Origin of the sequence: Streptomyces sp. KPB2 (genome assembly GCF_003950055.1) — a bacterium.
Classification (GTDB): domain Bacteria; phylum Actinomycetota; class Actinomycetes; order Streptomycetales; family Streptomycetaceae; genus Streptomyces; species Streptomyces salinarius.
Genome location: NZ_CP034353.1, coordinates 681409 through 699424 on the forward strand (window position 1 = coordinate 681409; position 18016 = coordinate 699424).

Genomic DNA, 18016 nt, shown 5'->3' on the forward strand with positions numbered 1-18016 from the left:
TACGAATAGGTAAAGAGTCACGGCTCGTCACAGGCGGCTTCGACACGCCCATTAGCCCGTCCGGCGGGCGCGAACGGGCCGCGCGGCGCCCCGCCGACCGCGTACCGACCGTTCGTCGAACCGTTCGTCGACGCGATCGACCGTCCGCCGCACACCCGTGCGTGCGCCCTGTCCCCGTCCGGCCCCCTGCGATGCCATACGGCCATGACGGCCGGAATCACCCTCACGGACACAGCGAACGGGACGACCGCCGAGCACGAGCTCGCCGCACTGCAGCGCGAGCACGGCCGGCCGCTCTTCGCGCTGCTGCTGCGGCTCAGCGACGGCGACCGGCAACGCGCCGAGGACCTCGTGCAGGAGACCCTGGTCCGCGCCTGGCAGCACCCCGAGGCCCTGCGCGCCGACGACTTCGACTCCGTACGGCCGTGGCTGCTCACCGTGGCCCGGCGGCTCGCGATCGACGCGCGCCGCGCCCGCCAGGCGCGCCCCGCGGAGGTCGGCGACGCCGTGCTGGAGAACGCCCGCGTCTGCGCGGACCACGCCGAACGGGCCGCCGCGGCCCTCGATGTGCGCGAGGCTGTGAAGACACTCACTCCGGAGCACCGTGAAGTCCTGGTGCTGGTGTACTTCCAGGGGGCGAGTGTGGCGGAAGCCGCGACAACCCTCGGCATCCCACCCGGTACCGTGAAGTCCCGCGCGTACTACGCGCTGCGCGCCATGCGCAGGGTGCTACCGGGATACGCCGCCGACCTGCGGTGAAACCGACCCTTTGGTCAAGCCTCCGTAAAGCGCCTTGCCCAGGACCCCGGTTGGGCAGTCGGCTGTCCTCATCCGTGTTCCGGACGGGGGTCCACGACCCGGTCGGGCGACGCGCACGCACCGGAGGAAGGCAGGAAGGGATGCTGCACAGAGGCCAAGAGAGCACGGACGGCACCGGTGGGGGCGAACTGAGCGTTCCCATGGCGTGGTTGTACGCCGAGTACATCGCCGACGAGCTGCTGCGGACCGGCGACCTGATGCCGCCGACGTCCTTCGAGTTCCGCGCCGGACGCGACGCGCTGGCGCTCACCGTCTTCCTGTCCGACACGGACGGCGAACTGAGCGGCATCCGGGTCGTCACCCACCTGGAGACCTGGCTGTCCCTGACCGCCTACGACCAGCCCTGGCACGAGTGGGTGCACGGACGGCTGGCCGAGGTCACGGCCGACGCGGTCGCCGCAGGACGCCACTCGCCGGACCTGGACCTGGCCCGGGCGGCCTGGCGCTGGCTCCAGGACACCGAGTTGCTGGCCCCGGACCTGAACGCGGTCCCCGGCGGTGCGGCGGTGACCGGCGAGGACGAGGGGCCGAAGGTGTGGACGCCGGCCTGGCAGCTCGGGCTGCCGCTGGGGCACCTCGCCATCCACCTGTTCTAGCCGTCCACGCCGGCGCCCCGGCCGGCCCGCCGGCTTTCTCCGGGGACGGACCAATCCGCGGCGCGGACCGCTCCGAACACCTTGGTTGCGATTCGATCGCGGCTTGAGTGATTCGGCGGTCGGGTGCGTACGGGTGGGAGCAAGGAGTAACCCCACCCGCACCCAACGGTACGAGGATTCGGCATGAGGTCCCTGGAAAGTCATGGTGACGTCGGCGCCTACGCGCTCGGCGTGCTGGACGAGGCGGAAGCGTTCCGCTTCGAGGACCACCTCATGGAGTGCCCCCGGTGCGCGGCCCAGGTGACCGAATTCGGCCCCGCCACCCGCCAGTTGATGCTGTACCGGCAGGCGACGCCCCGATTCGTCCACCCGCTGACCGGACCCGGACCGCGACTGCTCGACCGGCTGCTGTCCGAGGTGGCCGGCCGTCGCCGGGCCGGGCGCCGACGGGTGCTGTACGCCGTGGCCGCCGCCGTCGTGTGCGCCGTGGCCGGGCCCGGTGCCGTGCTGTACGCCCAGCAGGGCGAGTCGGCGGCGCCGCTCACCGCGACCGACGCGCGGACCGGGGTGTGGGCGCGGATCACGGCCGAGGACGAGGTCTGGGGCACGGGTGTACGGCTCGAGGTCAAGGACGGGGCGGGGCCACGCTCGTGCCGGCTCGTGGCCGTCGGCAGCGACGGGTCCGAGCAGACGATCACCAGCTGGATGGTCCCCGGGGACGAGGACCGGCCGCACACCGTGCGCGGCGGGGCGGCCCTGCATCCGGACCAGATCGACCGCTACGAGGTGCGGACGGCGGACGGGGAGCACCTGGTGACCCTGCCGGCCGGATGACCGCCGCCGTGGCCGGCTCCCCCGGGTCCGCTCGGGTCGGTCACTTCAGCAGCCGGGACATCCTGCGGTCCGCCAGCGGTTTGCCGCCGGTCTGACAGGTCGGGCAGTACTGGAGCGAGGAGTCGCTGAAGGAGACCTCGCGGACGGTGTCCCCGCACACCGGGCAGGGCTCACCCGTACGCCCGTGCACGCGCAGCCCGCTCCTCTTCTCGGCCTTCAGGCGTCCGGCGGCGACACCCCGGGAGCGTTCCACCGCCTGGGTGAGCGTGTCGCGCAGGGCCGCGTACAGCCGCGCGGTCTCCTCGCCGGTGAGGGAGGCGGCCAGTTTGAACGGGGACATCTTCGCGGCGTGCAGGATCTCGTCGCTGTACGCGTTGCCCACGCCCGCGATCAGGCTCTGGTCGCGCAGGGCGCCCTTGAGCTGCCGCCGCTCACCGTCGAGGAGGGCGGCGAAGCGCGCCTCGTCGAAGTCGTCGGCGAGCGGGTCGGGGCCGAGCCGGGCCACGCCGGGCACCTCCCGCGGGTCGGCCACGACGTACACCGCGAGCCGCTTCTGCGTGCCCGCCTCCGTCAGGTCGAAGCCGGCGCCGGTCTCCAGGGCGACCCGCAGGGCGAGCGGGCCCTTGCCGGGCCTCGGCATGCCACTGGGGAGGCTGTCCCTCCAGTGCAGCCAGCCGGCCCGGGCCAGATGGGTCACCAGATGCGGGCCGCCCCCGGTCTCGACGTCGAGGAACTTGCCGTACCGGTGCACGCCCGCCACCCGGTGGCCCTCCAGCGCCGTGAGCGGGGGGTCGTACGTCTTGAGCACGCTGATCGCCACGGGCAGCACCCGGACGATCTCGCGGCCGGTGAGGTGCTCGGTCAGGAAGTCGCGGAGCGCCTCGACCTCGGGCAGTTCTGGCATACGTCAAGAGTGCCACCGGACGCCGGTGGTGCCAGTGGGATCAGCCCGCGGCGTGCGCCACCACGAACTCCGCCCACACGACCTTGCCGCCGCCGCGCGCTTCCACGCCCCATCCGTCGGCGAGCGTGTCGACCAGGAGCAGGCCCCGCCCGGAGACCCCGTCGTCCCCGGCCTCGCGGCGGCGCGGCAGGGCGCTGGAGGAGTCCTCGACCTCGACCCGCAGTCGCCGGTCGGTCCCGGTCAGCAGCCGCAGCGTGACGATCGCGGACCCCTCGGTGTGCATGAGGGCGTTGGTCATCAGCTCGTCGGCGACCAGTTCGATCTCGTCGCTGCGGCCCTTGGCGCCCCAGGAGCGGACCGCGGCGCGGACCATGTGCCGGGCCTCGGTGAGGCCCTCCGGGTCGCCCGGCGAGACGTGCTGCTGGACCCGGCCGAAGGTCTTGGGGGCGCCCGCGCCGTGGCGGCGCAGCAGGAGCAGCGCGACGTCGTCGTCGCCGCGGCGCTCGTCGGCCACGTCGATGAGCCGGTCGGCCAGGTCCCGCACGTCCTGGGGTCCGGAGCTGATCAGCGCCGTGAGGACCTCCATCCCCTCGTCGAGGTCGGCGCCCGGCTGCTCGACCAGGCCGTCGGTGCACAGCAGCAGGGTGTTGCCCGGGTCCAGCTCCAGGGTGGCGACCGGGTAGGCGAGGCGCCCGAACTCGGCGGACAGGCCGAGCGGCAGCCCGCCCTCGACGCGGACCAGGCGGCAGGTGCCGTCGCCGAAGCGCAGCAGGGGGTCGATGTGTCCGGCGCGGACCACCTGGACCACGCCGGTGCCCAGGTCGGCCTCGGCGTACAGGCAGGTCGCGAAGCGGTCGGTGTCCAGTTCGTGCAGGAAGACCGAGGCCCGCGCCATGACGGTGGCCGGCGGGTGGCCCTCGGCGGCGTAGGCGCGCAGCACGATCCGCAGCTGGCCCATGACGGCGGCGGCGTGCGTGTCGTGGCCCTGGACGTCGCCGATGACGGCGCCGACGCGACCGCCGGGCAGCGGGATCAGGTCGTACCAGTCGCCGCCGATGTCCCGGCCGAGGGTGCCGCCGATGGAGGCGGCGCGGTAGCGGACGGCGACGTCGCAGCCGGGCACGCTGGGGATGGTGCGCGGCAGCATGGCCTGCTGGAGGCCTTCGGCGAGGTCCATCTCCTGCTCGTAGAGCATGGCCCGCTGCAGGCTCTGCGCGATGCCGCTGCCGAGCGCGACGAGGACGTTGCGGTCCTCCGCCGAGAAGCCCTGCCGGTCGCTGTAGAGCAGCCCGATGGCGCCGATCGGCCGGGCCTGGGCGATCAGCGGGAGGTAGGCGGCGGCGGTGATGTTCAGGTGGGTGATGTTCTTCCACAGCCCCGGGTAGCGCTCGGCGAACTCCTCCGGCGACTCGATGAAGCGGGGGCTGAGCGTCCGTACGGCCTCGCTCATCGGGTACGGCTCGTCGATCCGGGTGACCCGGGTGCCGGGAACGAAGCTGTTCTCGGGGCCGTCGGCGACCAGCCGGATGCGGCCGGCCTCGACCAGGCCCATCACCAGGCTGGTGGCGCCCAGCCGGGTGAGGCCGTGGGTGTCGCGCAGCACCTCGATGACGTCGTCCACGGTGCGGGCGTGCGCGAGTGCGGCCGTGGCGAGCTGCACGACGTTGGTGAGCCGCCGACGGGCCTCGTCCAGCGCGGCCTGCTCCCGGTTGGCCGCGATGTCGGCCATCTCCTGGGTGGCGTCGCGCACGATGCCGATGATCCGGCGGGGACGGCCGGTCTCGTCCCGTCGGATGTAGCCCTGGGTGTGGGTCCAGCGCAGCGTGCCGTCGCGGCGGCGCAGCCGGAAGTAGGTGCCGTAGTTCTCGCTGCCGTCCTTCATGGCCCGGGCGACGATGGTGTCCATCCGGCGGCTCTCCGCCGTGGGCACGCGCAGCGCCAGCGACTCGGGGCGCCCGTCGTACTCCTCCGGGCGCAGGTCGAACACCTCGTGGGCCTGGGCGTCCATGTGGAACAGTCCGGCGTCCAGGTCCCAGTCGAAGCTGCCCATGCGGTTGAGCGCCAGGATCGGGTCCGGGTGGGCGGGCCAGTCGTCCGGGAGTGACGGGGCGCTCGCTCCCCGATCAGACATGGACCCCACCTTGCCAGGATTTGCCGGATTCTTCGACTCTTGGCCCGCCGGGCAGCGCGGAAGGGGGGCCGGGTCGCCGGGACGGGTACACGGAGCGGGTACGAGAGGAGCCCCGGCCGTGGAGTGGTTCACCGCACCCGATTACTGGCTCGCCCGGCTGGTCTTCCAGCGGGCCCTGGCCGTCGTGTACCTGGTCGCGTTCCTGACGGCCGCCCTGCAGTTCCGGGCGCTGCTCGGCGAGCGCGGTCTGACACCCGTCCCCCGCTTCGTCGAGCGGGTGCCCTTCCGGCGGGCGCCGAGTCTGTTCCAGTGGCGCTACTCGGACCGGTTCTTCGCGGGCTGTGCCTGGGCGGGCTGTGCGGTGTCGGCGGCGCTGGTGGCGGGTCTCGACTCGCTGTTGCCCCTGTGGGGGGCGATGGTGCTGTGGCTGGTGCCGTGGGCGCTGTACCTCTCGATCGTCAACGTCGGACAGACCTGGTACGCGTTCGGCTGGGAGTCGCTGCTGCTGGAGACCGGCTTCGTCGCCGTGTTCCTGGGCAACGAGGAGGTGGCCCCGCCGGTCGTGGTGCTGTTCCTGCTGCGCTGGCTGCTGTTCCGGGTGGAGTTCGGGGCGGGGCTGATCAAGATGCGCGGCGACGAGTGCTGGCGGAAGCTGACCTGCCTGGACCACCACCACGAGACGCAGCCGATGCCGGGCCCGCTGAGCTGGTTCTTCCACCACCTCCCCCGGCCGCTGCACCGCGTCGAGGTCGCCGCGAACCACGTCACCCAGCTGGTGGTGCCCTTCCTGCTGTTCGCGCCGCACCCCGTGTCGACGGCCGCCGCGGCGCTGATGGTCGCGACCCAGCTGTGGCTGGTGCTCTCGGGCAACTTCTCCTGGCTCAACTGGATCACCATCGTGCTGGCCCTGTCGGTGGTGCGCTTCCCGGCCGATCCGCCGGCCACGGCCGCCGCGCCGCTCTGGTACGAGGTGGTGGTCCTGGCGGTGGCGGCGCTGCTGGTGTTCCTGAGCCACCGGCCGGTGCGCAACATGATCTCCCGCCGCCAGGTGATGAACCGCTCCTTCGACTCCCTCCACCTGGTCAACACCTACGGCGCCTTCGGCTCCGTCAGCCGGGTGCGGTACGAGGTTGTGGTCGAGGGCACCGCCGACGAGGTGGCCAGGAAGGACGGGGACTGGCGGGAGTACGAGTTCAAGGGCAAACCCGGTGATCCGCGCCGCTGGCCGCGCCAGTTCGCTCCGTACCATCTGCGCCTGGACTGGCTGATGTGGTTCGCGGCGCTGTCGCCCTCCTACGCCGGATCGTGGTTCGGCACCCTCGTGGAGCGGCTGCTGGAGAACGACCGGGCGACGCTGCGGCTGCTGCGCAGCTCCCCCTTCCCGCCCGACGCGCCGCCGCGCTTCGTGCGCGCCCGGCTGTTCCGGTACCGGTACACGACCTGGCGGGAGCTGCGGGAGACGGGCGCGTGCTGGGAGCGGACGTATGTGCGGGAGTACCTGCCGCCGACGCGGCTGACCGGGGTGCCGGACCGGTCGTGACCCCGCGGGCCCGGTCCACCGCGTCCGGGTGGGCCGGGCCCGCCGAGGGCGACGGCGCTACGCGCGCTTCAGCCGCAGGGTCATCAGCTGGAACGGACGCAGCCGTACGTCGATGCGGTCGCCGTCGAGGCGGGGGGCCTCCGCATCCGCCAGCGGGCGCTCCAGCAGGTCGGTGACCTGCACGTCGGTGGCCGCGAACCCGGTGGTGAGCGTGGCGCGGGCCCGGCCGCCGTGGGCCTCGTGGAAGCGGACCACGACGTCGCCGCTGCCGTCGTCGGCGAGCTTGACGGCGGTGACGACGACCGCGTCCCGGTCGACCGTGACCAGCGGCGCGACCTCCCCGGCGCCGCCGGTGACGTGCCGCTCGGGCAGGTTGATCCGCCAGCCCTCGCGGACCGCGTCGCCGATGCCCGCGCCGGGCACCAGCGCGTGCCGGAACCGGTGCACGCCCTGGTCGGTCTCCGGGTCGGGGAAGCGGGGGGCGCGCAGGAGGGAGACCCGCACGGTGGTCGTCGTACCGGCGTCGCCGCCGGTGCGGACGGTGCGGGTGACGTCGTGGCCGTACGTGGAGTCGTTGACGACGGCGACGCCCCAGCCGGGCTCCTCCAGGTGCACGAACCGGTGGTTGCAGGCCTCGAACTTGGCCGCCTCCCAGCTGGTGTTGGTGTGGGTGGGCCGGTGGAAGTGCCCGAACTGGGTCTCGGACGCGTACCGTTCGGCGTGCACGTCGAGCGGGAAGGCGAGCTTGAGGAACTTCTCCGTCTCGTGCCAGTCGACCTCGGTGTCCACCTCGAGACGCCGCTCCCCCGGCGCCAGCGTCAGCACCTGGGTGACGCGGGAGGAGCCGAAGGAGCGCACGATCCGCACCGAGGCGCCGTCGTCGCCGGGGGCGACCTCGTCGGCGTCGGTCAGGTCGGTGACCGTGTGGCGGTAGAACTCGTCCACGTCCCAGGCGTCCCACATGTTCGGGAAGTCGGGGTGGAGCTGGAGCAGGTTGCCCGCGCCGCCGGGCGCGACGGTCTCGCGGTCGGCGGTGATGTCGTACGCGGAGACGATCAGCCCCCGCCCGTCGATCTCGACGCGCAGCAGGCCGTTGTCCAGGACGTGGCCGCCGCCGGGGCGGGATGCGAGGTCGGTGTGTCCCTCGGCCGCGGGGGACGCGGCGGCGCCCGCCGGGACTCCGGCCCGGGCGTGCGGGGCGGAGTTGAAGACCAGCGGGGTGTCGCCCTCGCCGGCCAGGGCGCGCTGGGCGGCGTCGATGATGCCGTTCAGCTCCTCGGCGACGCGGTCGTAGGTGGCGCGGGCCTCGCGGTGCACCCAGGCGATGGAGGAGCCGGGCAGGATGTCGTGGAACTGGTGCAGCAGGACCGTCTTCCAGATGCGGTCCAGGTCGTCGTACGGATAGGGGAAGCCGGCGCGCACGGCGGCCGTGGCCGCCCACAGCTCGGCCTCGCGCAGCAGGTGCTCGCTGCGGCGGTTGCCCTGCTTGGTCTTGGCCTGGCTGGTGAGGGTGGCGCGGTGCAGTTCGAGGTACAGCTCGCCCACCCAGACCGGCGGCTCGGGGTTCTCGGCCTCGGCCTTCTCGAAGAAGGCGTGCGGGGTCTCCCACTCGACCGTCGCCGAGCCTTCGAGGTTCCGCAGCCGGGCCGCCTTGGCGACCATCTCGCGGGTGGTGCCGCCGCCTCCGTCGCCCCAGCCGGTGGGGGCCAGGGAGTGGCGCGCGACGCCCTTGTCCTTGAAGTTCTTCGCCGCGTGGGCGATCTCGCTGCCCTTCATCGAGCAGTTGTAGGTGTCGACGGGCGGGAAGTGGGTGAAGATCCGGGTCCCGTCGATGCCCTCCCAGCGGAAGGTGTGGTGCGGGAACTTGTTCGTCTGGGACCAGGAGATCTTCTGGGTCAGGAGGTACTTGGCGCCGGCCGCCTTGATGATCTGCGGTAGTCCGGCGGCGAAGCCGAAGGTGTCCGGCAGCCACGCCTCGTCGTTCTCGACGCCGAACTCGTCGAGGAAGAACCGCTTGCCGTGCACGAACTGGCGGGCCATCGCCTCCGAGCCGGGCATGTTGGTGTCCGACTCCACCCACATGCCGCCGGCCGGCACGAACCGCCCGTCCGCGACGGCCTTCTTGACCCGCGCCCACACCTCGGGCCGGTGGTCGCGCACCCACGCCCACTGCTGGGCCTGGGACATCGCGAAGACGAAGTCCGGCTCGTCCTCCAGGAGGGCGGTCATGTTGGAGGTGGTCCGGGCCACCTTGCGCACGGTCTCGCGCAGCGGCCACAGCCACGCCGAGTCGATGTGCGCGTGGCCGACGGCGCTGATGCGGTGCGCGGAGGGCACGGCGGGTGCGGACAGCACCTCGGTGAGGCGGGAACGGGCCTGCTCGGCCGTGCCGCCCACGTCCTGGAGGTCGACGGCGTCCAGGGCCCGGTCGACGGCGCGCAGGATCTCCCAGCGGCGCGGCGACTCCACCGGCAGCTCGGCCATCAGCTCGCCGAGCACCTCCAGGTCGAGCACCAGGTTCCACACCGTCTCGTCGAGGACGGCGAGGTCCATGCGGGCGAGGGTGTACTGCGGTTCGCTGCCCGCGGTGTCCTTGTCGCCGAGCTGGGTGGGAACGAAGGGGTGGTAGTCGAGGATGACGGGGTTGGAGGCCGCCTCGACGTGCAGGCGGACCTCCTCGCCGCCCTCGACGGGGGCGCCGATGCGCACCCACTGGTTGCGCGGGTTGAGGCCCTTCACCGGGGTGCCGTCGGGGCGGTAGACCAGTCCCTCGCACTGGAAGCCGGGCATGTTCTCGTCGAAGCCGAGGTCGAGGACGGCCTCGACGGTCTTCCCGGCCCACTCCTTCGGCACGGTGCCGGTGACGCGGAACCAGCTGGTGCCCCAGGGCGCGCCCCAGCGGGCGCCGACCTCGATGGGCTCGGGTTCGGCCGCGAGTCCCTCCTCCACGGGCACGGGTTCGCCGGGCGCGTTCCAGACCGCCACGTCGAGCGGTACGGATTCGGGGTAGAGGGCGGGGCGGATGCGCTCGTCGAGGACGCGCTTGAGGCGGGCTTCGACCAGGTTGCGGTCGTCATGCATGAGGGTGCTCCGGGGTCGGGGGCGGGTGGTTGCCTGGGTGGGTCACGACGACGGGGGCGACGTCAGGTACAGCTCCCCCGCCGGGCGCGGTCCGAATCGTCCGGGGCGGGAGCGGCGAGTACGTCGCCGGGAGTGACGACCTCGGTGATGCCGCGCGCGGCGAGGTGTCCGGTGTCGGCGGCGCGGGTGTCGAGGACGGTGGTGGGGCGGGCGCCGTCGGCGACCAGCCGGAAGAAGGCGTCGAAGACGGCGCCGCCGGGGGCGCAGGCGGAGCGGGCGGCGGGGTCGGCCGGGACGGCGAGGGCCGTGGTGCGCGGGGCGGGCGCCGGACGGGCTCCGTCCCGGGCCGCGCGCGCCGCGCTCGCCAGGACGCGTGCCGTGTCCTTGGGGCGGCGGTCGTTGGTGAGGAGGCCGAGCCCGTACTCCAGCTCGGGGAAGTCGGCCAGTGCCCGGGACACGTCGTGGGAGCACCACCAGGTGACGCCCCAAAGTCCGGGGCAGTCCAGGGCGTTCTCGACGGTCGCCTCGGTGAAGGCGGCGGCGTGCTCGGCGGGGACGAGGGGCGCGGGGGCGCCGACCTCCTGGAGCCAGACGGGGCGGTGCGGGTCGTCGGCCCAGGCCTTGCTCAGCTCGATCAGGTAGGCCGCGTGGTGCTCGCTGGGCACGGAGGTGCGGCCGTGGCGCTGGGCGGTGCCGTTGAAGACCCAGGAGTGCACGGCCGTGACGGCGCCCCGCCGGGCGGCCTGGGCCGGGGTGAAGGGCTGGTCGTCCTGGTACCAGGTGGCGTCGTACTCGGCGTGCAGGTGCATCCGGCCCGGGGCGCCCTCCTCGCAGGCGGCCAGCATCCGTTCCAGCCAGGCGTCGATCTGCTCGTCGGTGGCGCGGTCCGGGTCGGGGTGGGGGCCGGCGGAGAACTGGTTGACCTCGTTGCCGAGGGTCATGCCGAGGAAGTTGGGCCGGCCGGCCAGGGCGGCGGCGAGGGTGCGCAGGTAGGTGGCCTGGCCGTCGATGACGTCGGGGTCGGTGAACAGGTTGCGCCGGTGCCAGGTGCGGGTCCAGGCCGGCACGAAGTCGAAGCTGCTCAGGTGGCCCTGGAGGCCGTCCACGTTGACGTCGAGGCCGCGTTCGCCGGCCGCGTCGACCAGGGCGACGAGGTGCTCGACCGCGCGTTCGCGGATCAGTGTGCGGTTGGGCTGGAAGTAGGGCCAGAGCGGGAAGACCCGGACGTGGTCGACGTCCAGCGCGGCGACGGAGTCCAGGTCGGCGCGGACGGAGTCGAGGTCGAAGTCGAGCCAGTGGTGGAACCATCCCTCGCTCGGGGTGTAGTTGACGCCGAAGCGCACGGCAGAAGGCATGCGGTGTCCTTGGTACGGGGTGATACGGGCCCTTGACGGCGGATGACGGTCAGCCCTTGACGGCTCCCTCGCCCACGCCGCGGAAGAAGTACCGCTGGAGACAGGCGAAGAGGACGATGAGCGGCGCCACGGCGATGATCGTGCCCGCGGCGACGAGGCGTTCGTCGTTGGCGAAGGTGCCGTGCAGGTAGTTGAGGCCGATGGTCAGTGTGAACCTGGACGGGTCGCTCAGCACGATCAGGGGCCACAGGAAGTCGTCCCAGGCGCCCATGAAGGCGAAGATCGCCACGACGGCGAGGGTCCCCTTCACCGCGGGCAGCGCGATCCGGTGGAACCGCTGCCAGACGTTGGCGCCGTCGACGAAGGCGGCCTCCTCGATCTCATAGGGGAGGTTGAGGAAGGCGTTGCGCATGAGGAGCACGTTGAGGGCGCTGACGCAGCCCGGCAGCAGGACGCCGACGAGGGTGTTGTTGAGACCCAGCTCCCGCATGGTGGTGAACTGGGCGATGATGATGCCCTCCACGGGCACGAGCATGGCCAGGATGAACACCAGGGTGGCGACGCGCCGGCCCCGGTAGCGCAGCCGGGCCAGGGCGTAACCGGCGAGGGCTGCGCCGACGCAGTTGGTGACGACGTTGGCCGCGGCGACCTTCAGCGAGTTCAGGGCGTAGTCCCACACCGGGATGGTGTCGGCGACCCGCTCGTAGTTGTGCAGGGTGGGGTCGGAGGGCAGGAACTTCGGCGGGGAGCTGAAGATGTCCTCGGTGGGGCCCTTGAGCGAGGTCGACAGCTGCCACAGGAACGGGCCGATGGTCAGGGCGAGTACGCCGAGCAGCAGCAGGTAGCGCAGGGCCAGTTCCCACACGCGGATGCGGCGGCCGTGCTCGTCGGTGATCCGGGGTTCGCGTTCCCGCGCCCGGTCGCTCTGCCTCGGCTTCTCGGCGGGCCGGGTCTTCTCGGCGAGGCTCACGACTCCTCCTTCCGGTCGGCCCGCAGGACGAGCAGCATCAGGACGACGGTGACGACGAAGACGACGACGGAGATGGCGGAGGCGTAACCGACCCGGCCGGTCAGACCGGTGCCGGTGCGCTGGACCAGCATCACGAGGGTGGTGTCCTCGCCGGCCGGGCCGCCGTTGGGGCCCGCCATCAGGTAGACCTCGGAGAAGACCTTGAAGGCGGCGACCGAGGACAGGGCGGCGACCAGGACCATGGTGGAGCGGACGGCGGGCACCGTGACGGTGAGAAAGCGGCGGACCGCTCCGGCGCCGTCCACGGCGGCCGCCTCGTGCAGCTCGCGCGGCACGTTGGCCAGCGCCGCCAGGTAAATGATCATGTAGTAGCCGAGGCCCTTCCAGACCGTGACGCCCATCGCGCTGAGCAGGATCAGCCACTGGTCGCTGAGGAAGCCGACCGGACTGGCGCCGAGCGTCTCCAGCAGGGAGTTGACCAGCCCGCGCTCGTCCAGGAGCCAGACCCAGATCAGCCCGACGACGACGATCGAGGCGACGACCGGGGTGTAGAAGGCCGAGCGGAAGAACGTGATGCCGGGGATGTTCTTCTGCACCAGCAGGGCGAGCAGCAGCGGCAGCAGGACGAGTGCGGGGACGACCCCGAGGACGTACAGGGAGCTGTTGCGCAGGCCAATCCAGAACATGTCGTCGTGGAGCAGCTCGCGGAAGTTGGCGAGGCCCACGAACTCACCGGGGACCAGCGTGCGGCGGTCGGTGAAGGAGTTGACCAGCGTGGAGACGAACGGGTACAGGATGAACGCGCCGGTGATCAGCAGGCCGGGCGCGGCGAAGAGCCAGGGACTGGCGGGCAGTTGCCGCCGCACGCGCCGGGCGCCGCCGCTCTTGCGGGCGCCCGGGGTGCCGGTGGTGACGGTGGGACTCGCCATGTCTCAGCCCTGCTGCTGAAGGAGCCGGTCGCACGCCTTGACAGCGTTGTCAAGGGCTTCCTCGGGGCTCTGCTTGCCCTGGAGCGCCTTGGCGACCTCGTTGCGCAGCTCGGTCTTCATCTGCTCGCTGAACAGCACGGGCGTGTAGTTGACCGCCGTCTTCAGCGACTTGGCGGAGGCGACCCGGACCCGGGTCTCGTCGGTGCCGTCCTCCTTGGTGAAGTACGGGTCGTCCAGCGAACCGGCGGTGCTCGGGAAGATGGCGACCTTCTTGGCGAACGACATCTGGTGCTCCGCGTCGGTGACGTAGTGCGCGAAGGCGACCGCGGCGGGCTTGCGCTGGCTCTGCGCGTTCACCATCAGGCCCATCACGTACATGTTGACGTGGCCCGTGCTGGTGATCTGGTCGGTGATGCCGATGTTCTCGTACAGGCTCGGCGCCTGCTTCTTGAAGTTGGCGAGGTCGAGCGCGCTGCCCGGGTTCATGGCGACGGCGCCGGTGAGGAACTTCTTCCCGGTCGACTCGGGGGTGGCCGTCAGCGCCTGCGGGTCCAGCGCCTTGGCGTCGTACAGCTCCTTGTAGCGGGTGAGGAGTTCGACGCCCTTGGCGTCGTTGAACGCGAAGGCGGTGCCCTCCTTGTTCATGAGCGCCGCGCCGTAGCGGCCGAAGTCCTCGATGGTGGGCACGTTGGCGAGGGTGGCGACCTCGCCGTCGGTCTTGTCGGCGATCTTCAGTGCGGCGTCGAAGACCTCGTCGTACGTCTTCGGCGGCTGCTCGGGGTCGAGGCCGGCCTTCTTGAAGAGGGACTTGTTGTAGAAGAGCGGGCCGGTGTTGAGGTACCAGGGGAAGGCGTAGGTGCCCTCCATGCCCGGTATCCGGTGACTGGCCCAGGCCCCTTCCAGGTACTCCTTCTCGTACTGGCCGGCGGCCTTGTCCAGGTCGAGGGCGAGGCCGGCCTTGGCGAGCGGGGCGACGAGGTCCGGGGAGACGTTGACGACGTCGGGCAGGGTGCCGCCGGCGGCGTCGGCGCTGATCTTGTCGGCGTAGCCCTCGCCGGGCTGGTCGACCCACTTGACGTGGGTGCCGGGGTACTTCTTCTCGAAGTCGGCGATCAGGCCCTCGAAGTAGTCCTTGAAGTTGGCCCGCAGGTTCCAGGTCTGGAAGGTGATGTCGCCCTCGACCTTGCCCGAGGCGTCGGTCGAGCCGCCGCCGTCGTCCCCGGAGCCGCAGGCGCTGAGCGGCAGGACGAGGGCGGCGACGGCTGCGGCGGCGAATGTTCTGCGCGAGGTGGGCACGGTGACACGTCTCCCTGAAGGACGTCGGCGGTGGGATGCCAGCGACCATGCACGGCGTTTCCGTGGAAAGTCAATGGATTCCGGCCAACTAAAGCAGAGCGCACAGCATTAGTCCAGGTCAGAGCGGTATGGATGGGCACTTGCCAGGAACTACTAATGCGCTTTAGGATCTTGCACTCAAGCGCTTTAGCTCTCACCGCTCGCACCGAGGAAAGGAGCGCGCGCATGCCGGCCAAGCGGCCCGCCGCGCGCCGGCCGACGATGAAGGACATCGCTCGGCGGGCCGGGGTCTCCGAGAGCGCGGTGTCGTTCGCGCTGAACGACCGGCCGGGGGTCTCCGAGATCACCCGCGACCGGGTGCGCCGGGTGGCCGAGCAGCTCGGCTGGCGGCCCAGTACGGCGGCGCGCGCACTGTCCGGGGAGGGCGCGGCGACGGTCGGCTTCGTGCTGGCGCGGCCCGCGCACACCCTGGGCGTCGACTCCTTCTTCCTGCAACTGGTCTCGGGCATCCAGGAGGTGCTGGCCGGGCGGCATCTGGGGCTGCTGTTCCAGGTGGCGGGGGACGTCGAGGACGAGTGCGCGGTCTACCGGCGCTGGTGGGCCGAACACCGGGTGGACGGCGTCCTCGTGGTGGACCCGCGCACGGACGATCCGCGTCCGGACCTGCTCGACGAACTCGGTCTGCCGGGCGTGGTGATCGGGGGGACGCCGGACGAGCGCCATCCGGGGCTGTCGACGGTGTGGGCGGACGACGCGGGCGCGATGGCCGCGCTGGTGGACGGGCTGCACGCGCTCGGGCACCGGCGGATCGTGCACATCGCCGGGCTGCCGGACCTCGCCCACACCGAGCGCCGCATCCGCGCCCTGCGCGCGGAGGCCGCACGGCGCGGTCTCGGCGAGGTCGAGTCGGTGACCACCGACTACTCGGACGCCGAGGGCGCGGCCGTCACCCGCCGCGTGCTGGAGGCGCCCGCTCCCCCGACCGCCCTCATCTACGACAACGACGTGATGGCCGTCGCCGGGGTCGCCGCGGCGGCCGAACTCGGCTTCTCGGTACCCGCGGACGTGTCCGTGGTGGCCTGGGAGGACTCGGCGCTGTGCCGCATGGTCAAGCCGTGGCTGTCCGCCCTGTCCCGGGACAGCGTGGCGTTCGGCCGCACGGCGGCCACGGAGCTGACCGCCCTGCTCGACGGCGGCCCGGCCCGGACGGTGCGCGTGCCGGTGCCGCGGCTGATCGAGCGGGACAGTACGGGGCCGGCCCGGCCGGTGTGAATGCGGCCGGGGGCGTGAGGGCCGGTCCGTGCTCTCGACACGCGCGCCCCGGACGGGCAGAGTGATGTCCTGCGTACTCGCCGGTAACAGCAGAGTCCGCGAGTACGCCCGCATCCGCATGCCGTCACCGCACCCCTGGGACCCTCCGTGACCGACTGGGCCGGCCGAACCGCCGTCGAGATCGCCGCCGCCGTACGGGAGAAGCGGGCCACGCCCCGCGAGGTGGTGGCCGGGCACCTGACCCGTATCGAGCGGCTGGACGGCCGCGTCGGCGCCTTCCGCGCCGTGCGGGCCGAGGCGGCGCTCGCGGAGGCCGAGGAGGTGGGCGCCCGGGGCGATCTGGGCGAACTGCCGCTGGCCGGCGTGCCGGTGGCGGTCAAGGACAGTCTCGCGGTGCGCGGGGAGTCCACGCGCGTCGGCTCGGCCGCCACGCCGCACACGCCCGCCGACGCCGACCACGTCACCGTGGCCCGGCTGCGGGCGGCGGGGGCGGCGGTGGTGGGACTGACGAACGTGCCGGAACTGTGTGTGTTCGGCACCACGGAGGGGGTGCTGGGCACCTCGCGCAACCCGTGGGACCCGGCCCGCTCGGCGGGCGGTTCGTCGGGCGGCAGCGCGGCCGCGGTGGCCGCCGGGATGGTGCCGCTAGCACTCGGCAACGACGGCATGGGCTCGCTGCGCATCCCCGCGGCCACCTGCGGTCTGGTCACCCTCAAGCCGGGTCACGGCGTCGTGCCGGCCCGCATCGGCGAGGGCGACTGGTTCGGCATGGCCGAGAACGGGCCGCTGGCCACGACGGTCGCGGACGCCCGCCTGATGCTCGCCGTCCTCGCGGACGGTGCGCTGCCGGACCGCGAGGACTCCGGCGCCCTGCGCGTCGCCGCCTCGCTGCGCAGCCCGCTGGCCGGCATCCCCGTCTCCCGGCCCTACGCGCGGGCCGTGCGCGAGGCCGCAGGGGCCCTCATGCAGGCGGGGCACCAGGTGCGGCGGGCGGACCCGCCCTATCCGGCGTCGCTGAGCGTGACCGCCCTGACCCACTGGACGGCCGTCGCGTCGGTGGACGCGCGGGGCCTGGACCGGCGGCTGCTGACCAGGCGCACGCGGGTGCACGCGGCGCTCGGACGGCACTTCGTCGGCCGGGTGGCGGACGGCGGGGACCGCGAACGGCTGCGCGAACGCCTCGAGCCGTTCTTCGCCGAGTACGACGTCCTGCTCACCCCGGCGCTGGCCCGCCGCTCCCCCCGCGCGGAGCCCTGGCACCAACGGGGCTGGCTGCGCAACGTGATGGCGAACTCCGCGTGCTCGCCCTTCACCCCGCCGTGGAACCTGACCGGCTGGCCCGCGATGTCGGTTCCGTTCGGCACGCTGGACTCGGGCGCGCCCTGCGCCGTACAGCTGGTGGGCCGCCCCGGCTCGGAGGCGGCGCTGCTGGAGCTGGCGGAGCGGATCGAGGCGCTGCGGCCCTGGCGGCGGACTGCGCCGACCGGTTGAGGCCGCCTACAGGGCGCGGTGCATGATGTGGAGGCCGACCCGGCCGTGCCGCGGGTGGTCGAAGGCGTCCGGGACCGTGCCGAGGATCGTGAAGCCGAGGGAGGTCCACAGCCGTACGGCGGGGTTGGTCTCGACGACGGCGTTGAAGACCATGCCCCGGTATCCGTCGGCCCTGGCGGCCTCGAGGACGTACTCGGCGAGGGCCCGGCCGGTGCCGCGTCCGGCGCGGTCGGGGTCGACCATGAAACCGGCGTTGGCGATGCGGGCGGCGGGGCCGCCGTAGTTGGGGGTGACGTAGGCGGAGCCGACGACGGCGCCGGTGTCGTCCTCGACGACGAAGACGCGTTTGGCGGGGTTCATCCACAGGGCCCGGGCGTCCTCCTCGGAGGTGGCCGGGTCCCAGGCGTAGGTCTCGCCGGCGGCGACGATGCGGTGCCAGAAGGGCCAGATGTGCGGCCAGTCGCCGGCGGTGGCTTCCCTGATCAGCATGGGCGTGAGTCTGGCACGCCCATGCGTCCGGCGACCTCGGTGGGTGGCGGGCGGGTCAGTCCACGCTGGGCAGGATGTGCGGCTCTGCGAGGTCGTCCTCGTAGCCCGCGAGGCGGATGGGGGCGGAACGCGCCCACACGTCGAGGCTGCCGAGCTCTCCGGGCCTGCGGGTGCGGCCGCTGCGTTCCTCGGTGCGTTGTTCGGGCTTCGTCGTCGTTTCCGGTGTCACCGCGCACTCCTTATGTGTCGGGTCACCCTCGGGGCCTGTCGGCGCCAGTCTCCTGTCCGGCACCCGGCGCCCGCTCGGGT

General features: G+C 72.5%; 15 protein-coding genes. 6 read left to right on the top strand and 9 right to left on the bottom strand.

What is annotated here, in order from left to right; genetic code table 11:
• Positions 1-204 precede the first annotated feature (204 nt).
• The 3 genes from D1J63_RS03145 to D1J63_RS03155 all read left to right on the top strand — a co-directional run bounded on the left by D1J63_RS03145 (position 205) and on the right by D1J63_RS03155 (position 2249).
• On the top strand, positions 205-759 hold the full coding sequence (locus D1J63_RS03145; RefSeq protein WP_125627619.1) for a sigma-70 family RNA polymerase sigma factor: 555 nt from the start codon (positions 205-207) through the stop codon (positions 757-759).
• A gap of 140 nt (positions 760-899) precedes the next feature.
• The gene (locus tag D1J63_RS03150; protein ID WP_102930431.1) at positions 900-1415 is read left to right on the top strand and encodes a hypothetical protein; all 516 of its coding nucleotides are present in this window, start codon (positions 900-902) and stop codon (positions 1413-1415) included.
• A 183-nt stretch (positions 1416-1598) separates the two neighbouring features.
• Positions 1599-2249: a zf-HC2 domain-containing protein gene (locus D1J63_RS03155; RefSeq protein WP_125627620.1), complete on the top strand. Its 651-nt coding sequence runs from the start codon at positions 1599-1601 to the stop codon at positions 2247-2249.
• A gap of 40 nt (positions 2250-2289) precedes the next feature.
• Here D1J63_RS03155 and D1J63_RS03160 read toward each other — a convergent pair whose 3' ends face one another.
• Positions 2290-3153 (bottom strand): DNA-formamidopyrimidine glycosylase family protein, encoded by an 864-nt coding sequence (locus D1J63_RS03160; protein WP_125627621.1) that lies wholly within the window; start codon positions 3151-3153, stop codon positions 2290-2292.
• Between the two features lie 40 nt (positions 3154-3193).
• On the bottom strand, positions 3194-5284 hold the full coding sequence (locus D1J63_RS03165; RefSeq protein WP_125627622.1) for a SpoIIE family protein phosphatase: 2091 nt from the start codon (positions 5282-5284) through the stop codon (positions 3194-3196).
• 118 nt (positions 5285-5402) lie between these two features.
• Here D1J63_RS03165 and D1J63_RS03170 point away from each other — a divergent pair, with 118 nt between their 5' ends.
• The gene (locus D1J63_RS03170; RefSeq protein WP_125627623.1) at positions 5403-6824 is read left to right on the top strand and encodes a lipase maturation factor family protein; all 1422 of its coding nucleotides are present in this window, start codon (positions 5403-5405) and stop codon (positions 6822-6824) included.
• Between the two features lie 57 nt (positions 6825-6881).
• Here the strand turns inward: D1J63_RS03170 and D1J63_RS03175 are convergent, their stop codons facing one another.
• From D1J63_RS03175 to D1J63_RS03195, 5 genes are all read right to left on the bottom strand, one after another.
• On the bottom strand, positions 6882-9905 hold the full coding sequence (locus D1J63_RS03175; RefSeq protein ID WP_125627624.1) for a glycoside hydrolase family 38 C-terminal domain-containing protein: 3024 nt from the start codon (positions 9903-9905) through the stop codon (positions 6882-6884).
• 62 nt (positions 9906-9967) lie between these two features.
• Positions 9968-11260, bottom strand: a complete 1293-nt coding sequence (locus D1J63_RS03180) for a cellulase family glycosylhydrolase (protein WP_125627625.1) — start codon at positions 11258-11260, stop codon at positions 9968-9970.
• Between the two features lie 49 nt (positions 11261-11309).
• Positions 11310-12230, bottom strand: coding sequence for a carbohydrate ABC transporter permease (locus D1J63_RS03185; RefSeq protein WP_125627626.1), 921 nt, complete (start codon positions 12228-12230; stop codon positions 11310-11312).
• The gene (locus D1J63_RS03190; protein ID WP_125627627.1) at positions 12227-13159 is read right to left on the bottom strand and encodes a sugar ABC transporter permease; all 933 of its coding nucleotides are present in this window, start codon (positions 13157-13159) and stop codon (positions 12227-12229) included. The genes D1J63_RS03185 and D1J63_RS03190 overlap by 4 nt, the downstream gene beginning before the upstream one ends.
• Before the next feature lie 3 nt (positions 13160-13162).
• Positions 13163-14455: a sugar ABC transporter substrate-binding protein gene (locus D1J63_RS03195; protein ID WP_125627628.1), complete on the bottom strand. Its 1293-nt coding sequence runs from the start codon at positions 14453-14455 to the stop codon at positions 13163-13165.
• A gap of 225 nt (positions 14456-14680) precedes the next feature.
• On the opposite strand from D1J63_RS03195, the gene D1J63_RS03200 reads away from it, so the two are divergent.
• Positions 14681-15727, top strand: coding sequence for a LacI family DNA-binding transcriptional regulator (locus D1J63_RS03200; RefSeq protein WP_125627629.1), 1047 nt, complete (start codon positions 14681-14683; stop codon positions 15725-15727).
• A 147-nt stretch (positions 15728-15874) separates the two neighbouring features.
• Complete coding sequence (locus tag D1J63_RS03205; protein WP_125627630.1) at positions 15875-17218, top strand: amidase family protein; 1344 nt, start codon at positions 15875-15877, stop codon at positions 17216-17218.
• Positions 17219-17224: 6 nt separating this feature from the next.
• Here D1J63_RS03205 and D1J63_RS03210 read toward each other — a convergent pair whose 3' ends face one another.
• Positions 17225-17707 carry a GNAT family N-acetyltransferase gene (locus D1J63_RS03210; RefSeq protein ID WP_125627631.1) on the bottom strand — a complete coding sequence of 161 codons (483 nt, stop codon included), beginning with the start codon at positions 17705-17707 and terminating at the stop codon, positions 17225-17227.
• Positions 17708-17762: 55 nt separating this feature from the next.
• A complete protein-coding gene (locus tag D1J63_RS03215) occupies positions 17763-17936 on the bottom strand; it encodes a hypothetical protein (protein ID WP_102930085.1) in 174 nt (57 codons plus the stop codon).
• Positions 17937-18016: the final 80 nt, after the last annotated feature.

What these genes read in the sequence shown, in the direction of transcription:
- D1J63_RS03145 (WP_125627619.1), top strand. Translation starts at nt 205, where the DNA reads ATGACGGCCGGAATCACCCTCACGGACACAGCGAACGGGACGACCGCC.
- D1J63_RS03150 (WP_102930431.1), top strand. Translation starts at nt 900, where the DNA reads ATGCTGCACAGAGGCCAAGAGAGCACGGACGGCACCGGTGGGGGCGAA.
- D1J63_RS03155 (WP_125627620.1), top strand. Translation starts at nt 1,599, where the DNA reads ATGAGGTCCCTGGAAAGTCATGGTGACGTCGGCGCCTACGCGCTCGGC.
- D1J63_RS03160 (WP_125627621.1), bottom strand. Translation starts at nt 3,153, where the DNA reads ATGCCAGAACTGCCCGAGGTCGAGGCGCTCCGCGACTTCCTGACCGAG.
- D1J63_RS03165 (WP_125627622.1), bottom strand. Translation starts at nt 5,284, where the DNA reads ATGTCTGATCGGGGAGCGAGCGCCCCGTCACTCCCGGACGACTGGCCC.
- D1J63_RS03175 (WP_125627624.1), bottom strand. Translation starts at nt 9,905, where the DNA reads ATGCATGACGACCGCAACCTGGTCGAAGCCCGCCTCAAGCGCGTCCTC.
- D1J63_RS03180 (WP_125627625.1), bottom strand. Translation starts at nt 11,260, where the DNA reads ATGCCTTCTGCCGTGCGCTTCGGCGTCAACTACACCCCGAGCGAGGGA.
- D1J63_RS03190 (WP_125627627.1), bottom strand. Translation starts at nt 13,159, where the DNA reads ATGGCGAGTCCCACCGTCACCACCGGCACCCCGGGCGCCCGCAAGAGC.
- D1J63_RS03200 (WP_125627629.1), top strand. Translation starts at nt 14,681, where the DNA reads ATGCCGGCCAAGCGGCCCGCCGCGCGCCGGCCGACGATGAAGGACATC.
- D1J63_RS03210 (WP_125627631.1), bottom strand. Translation starts at nt 17,707, where the DNA reads ATGCTGATCAGGGAAGCCACCGCCGGCGACTGGCCGCACATCTGGCCC.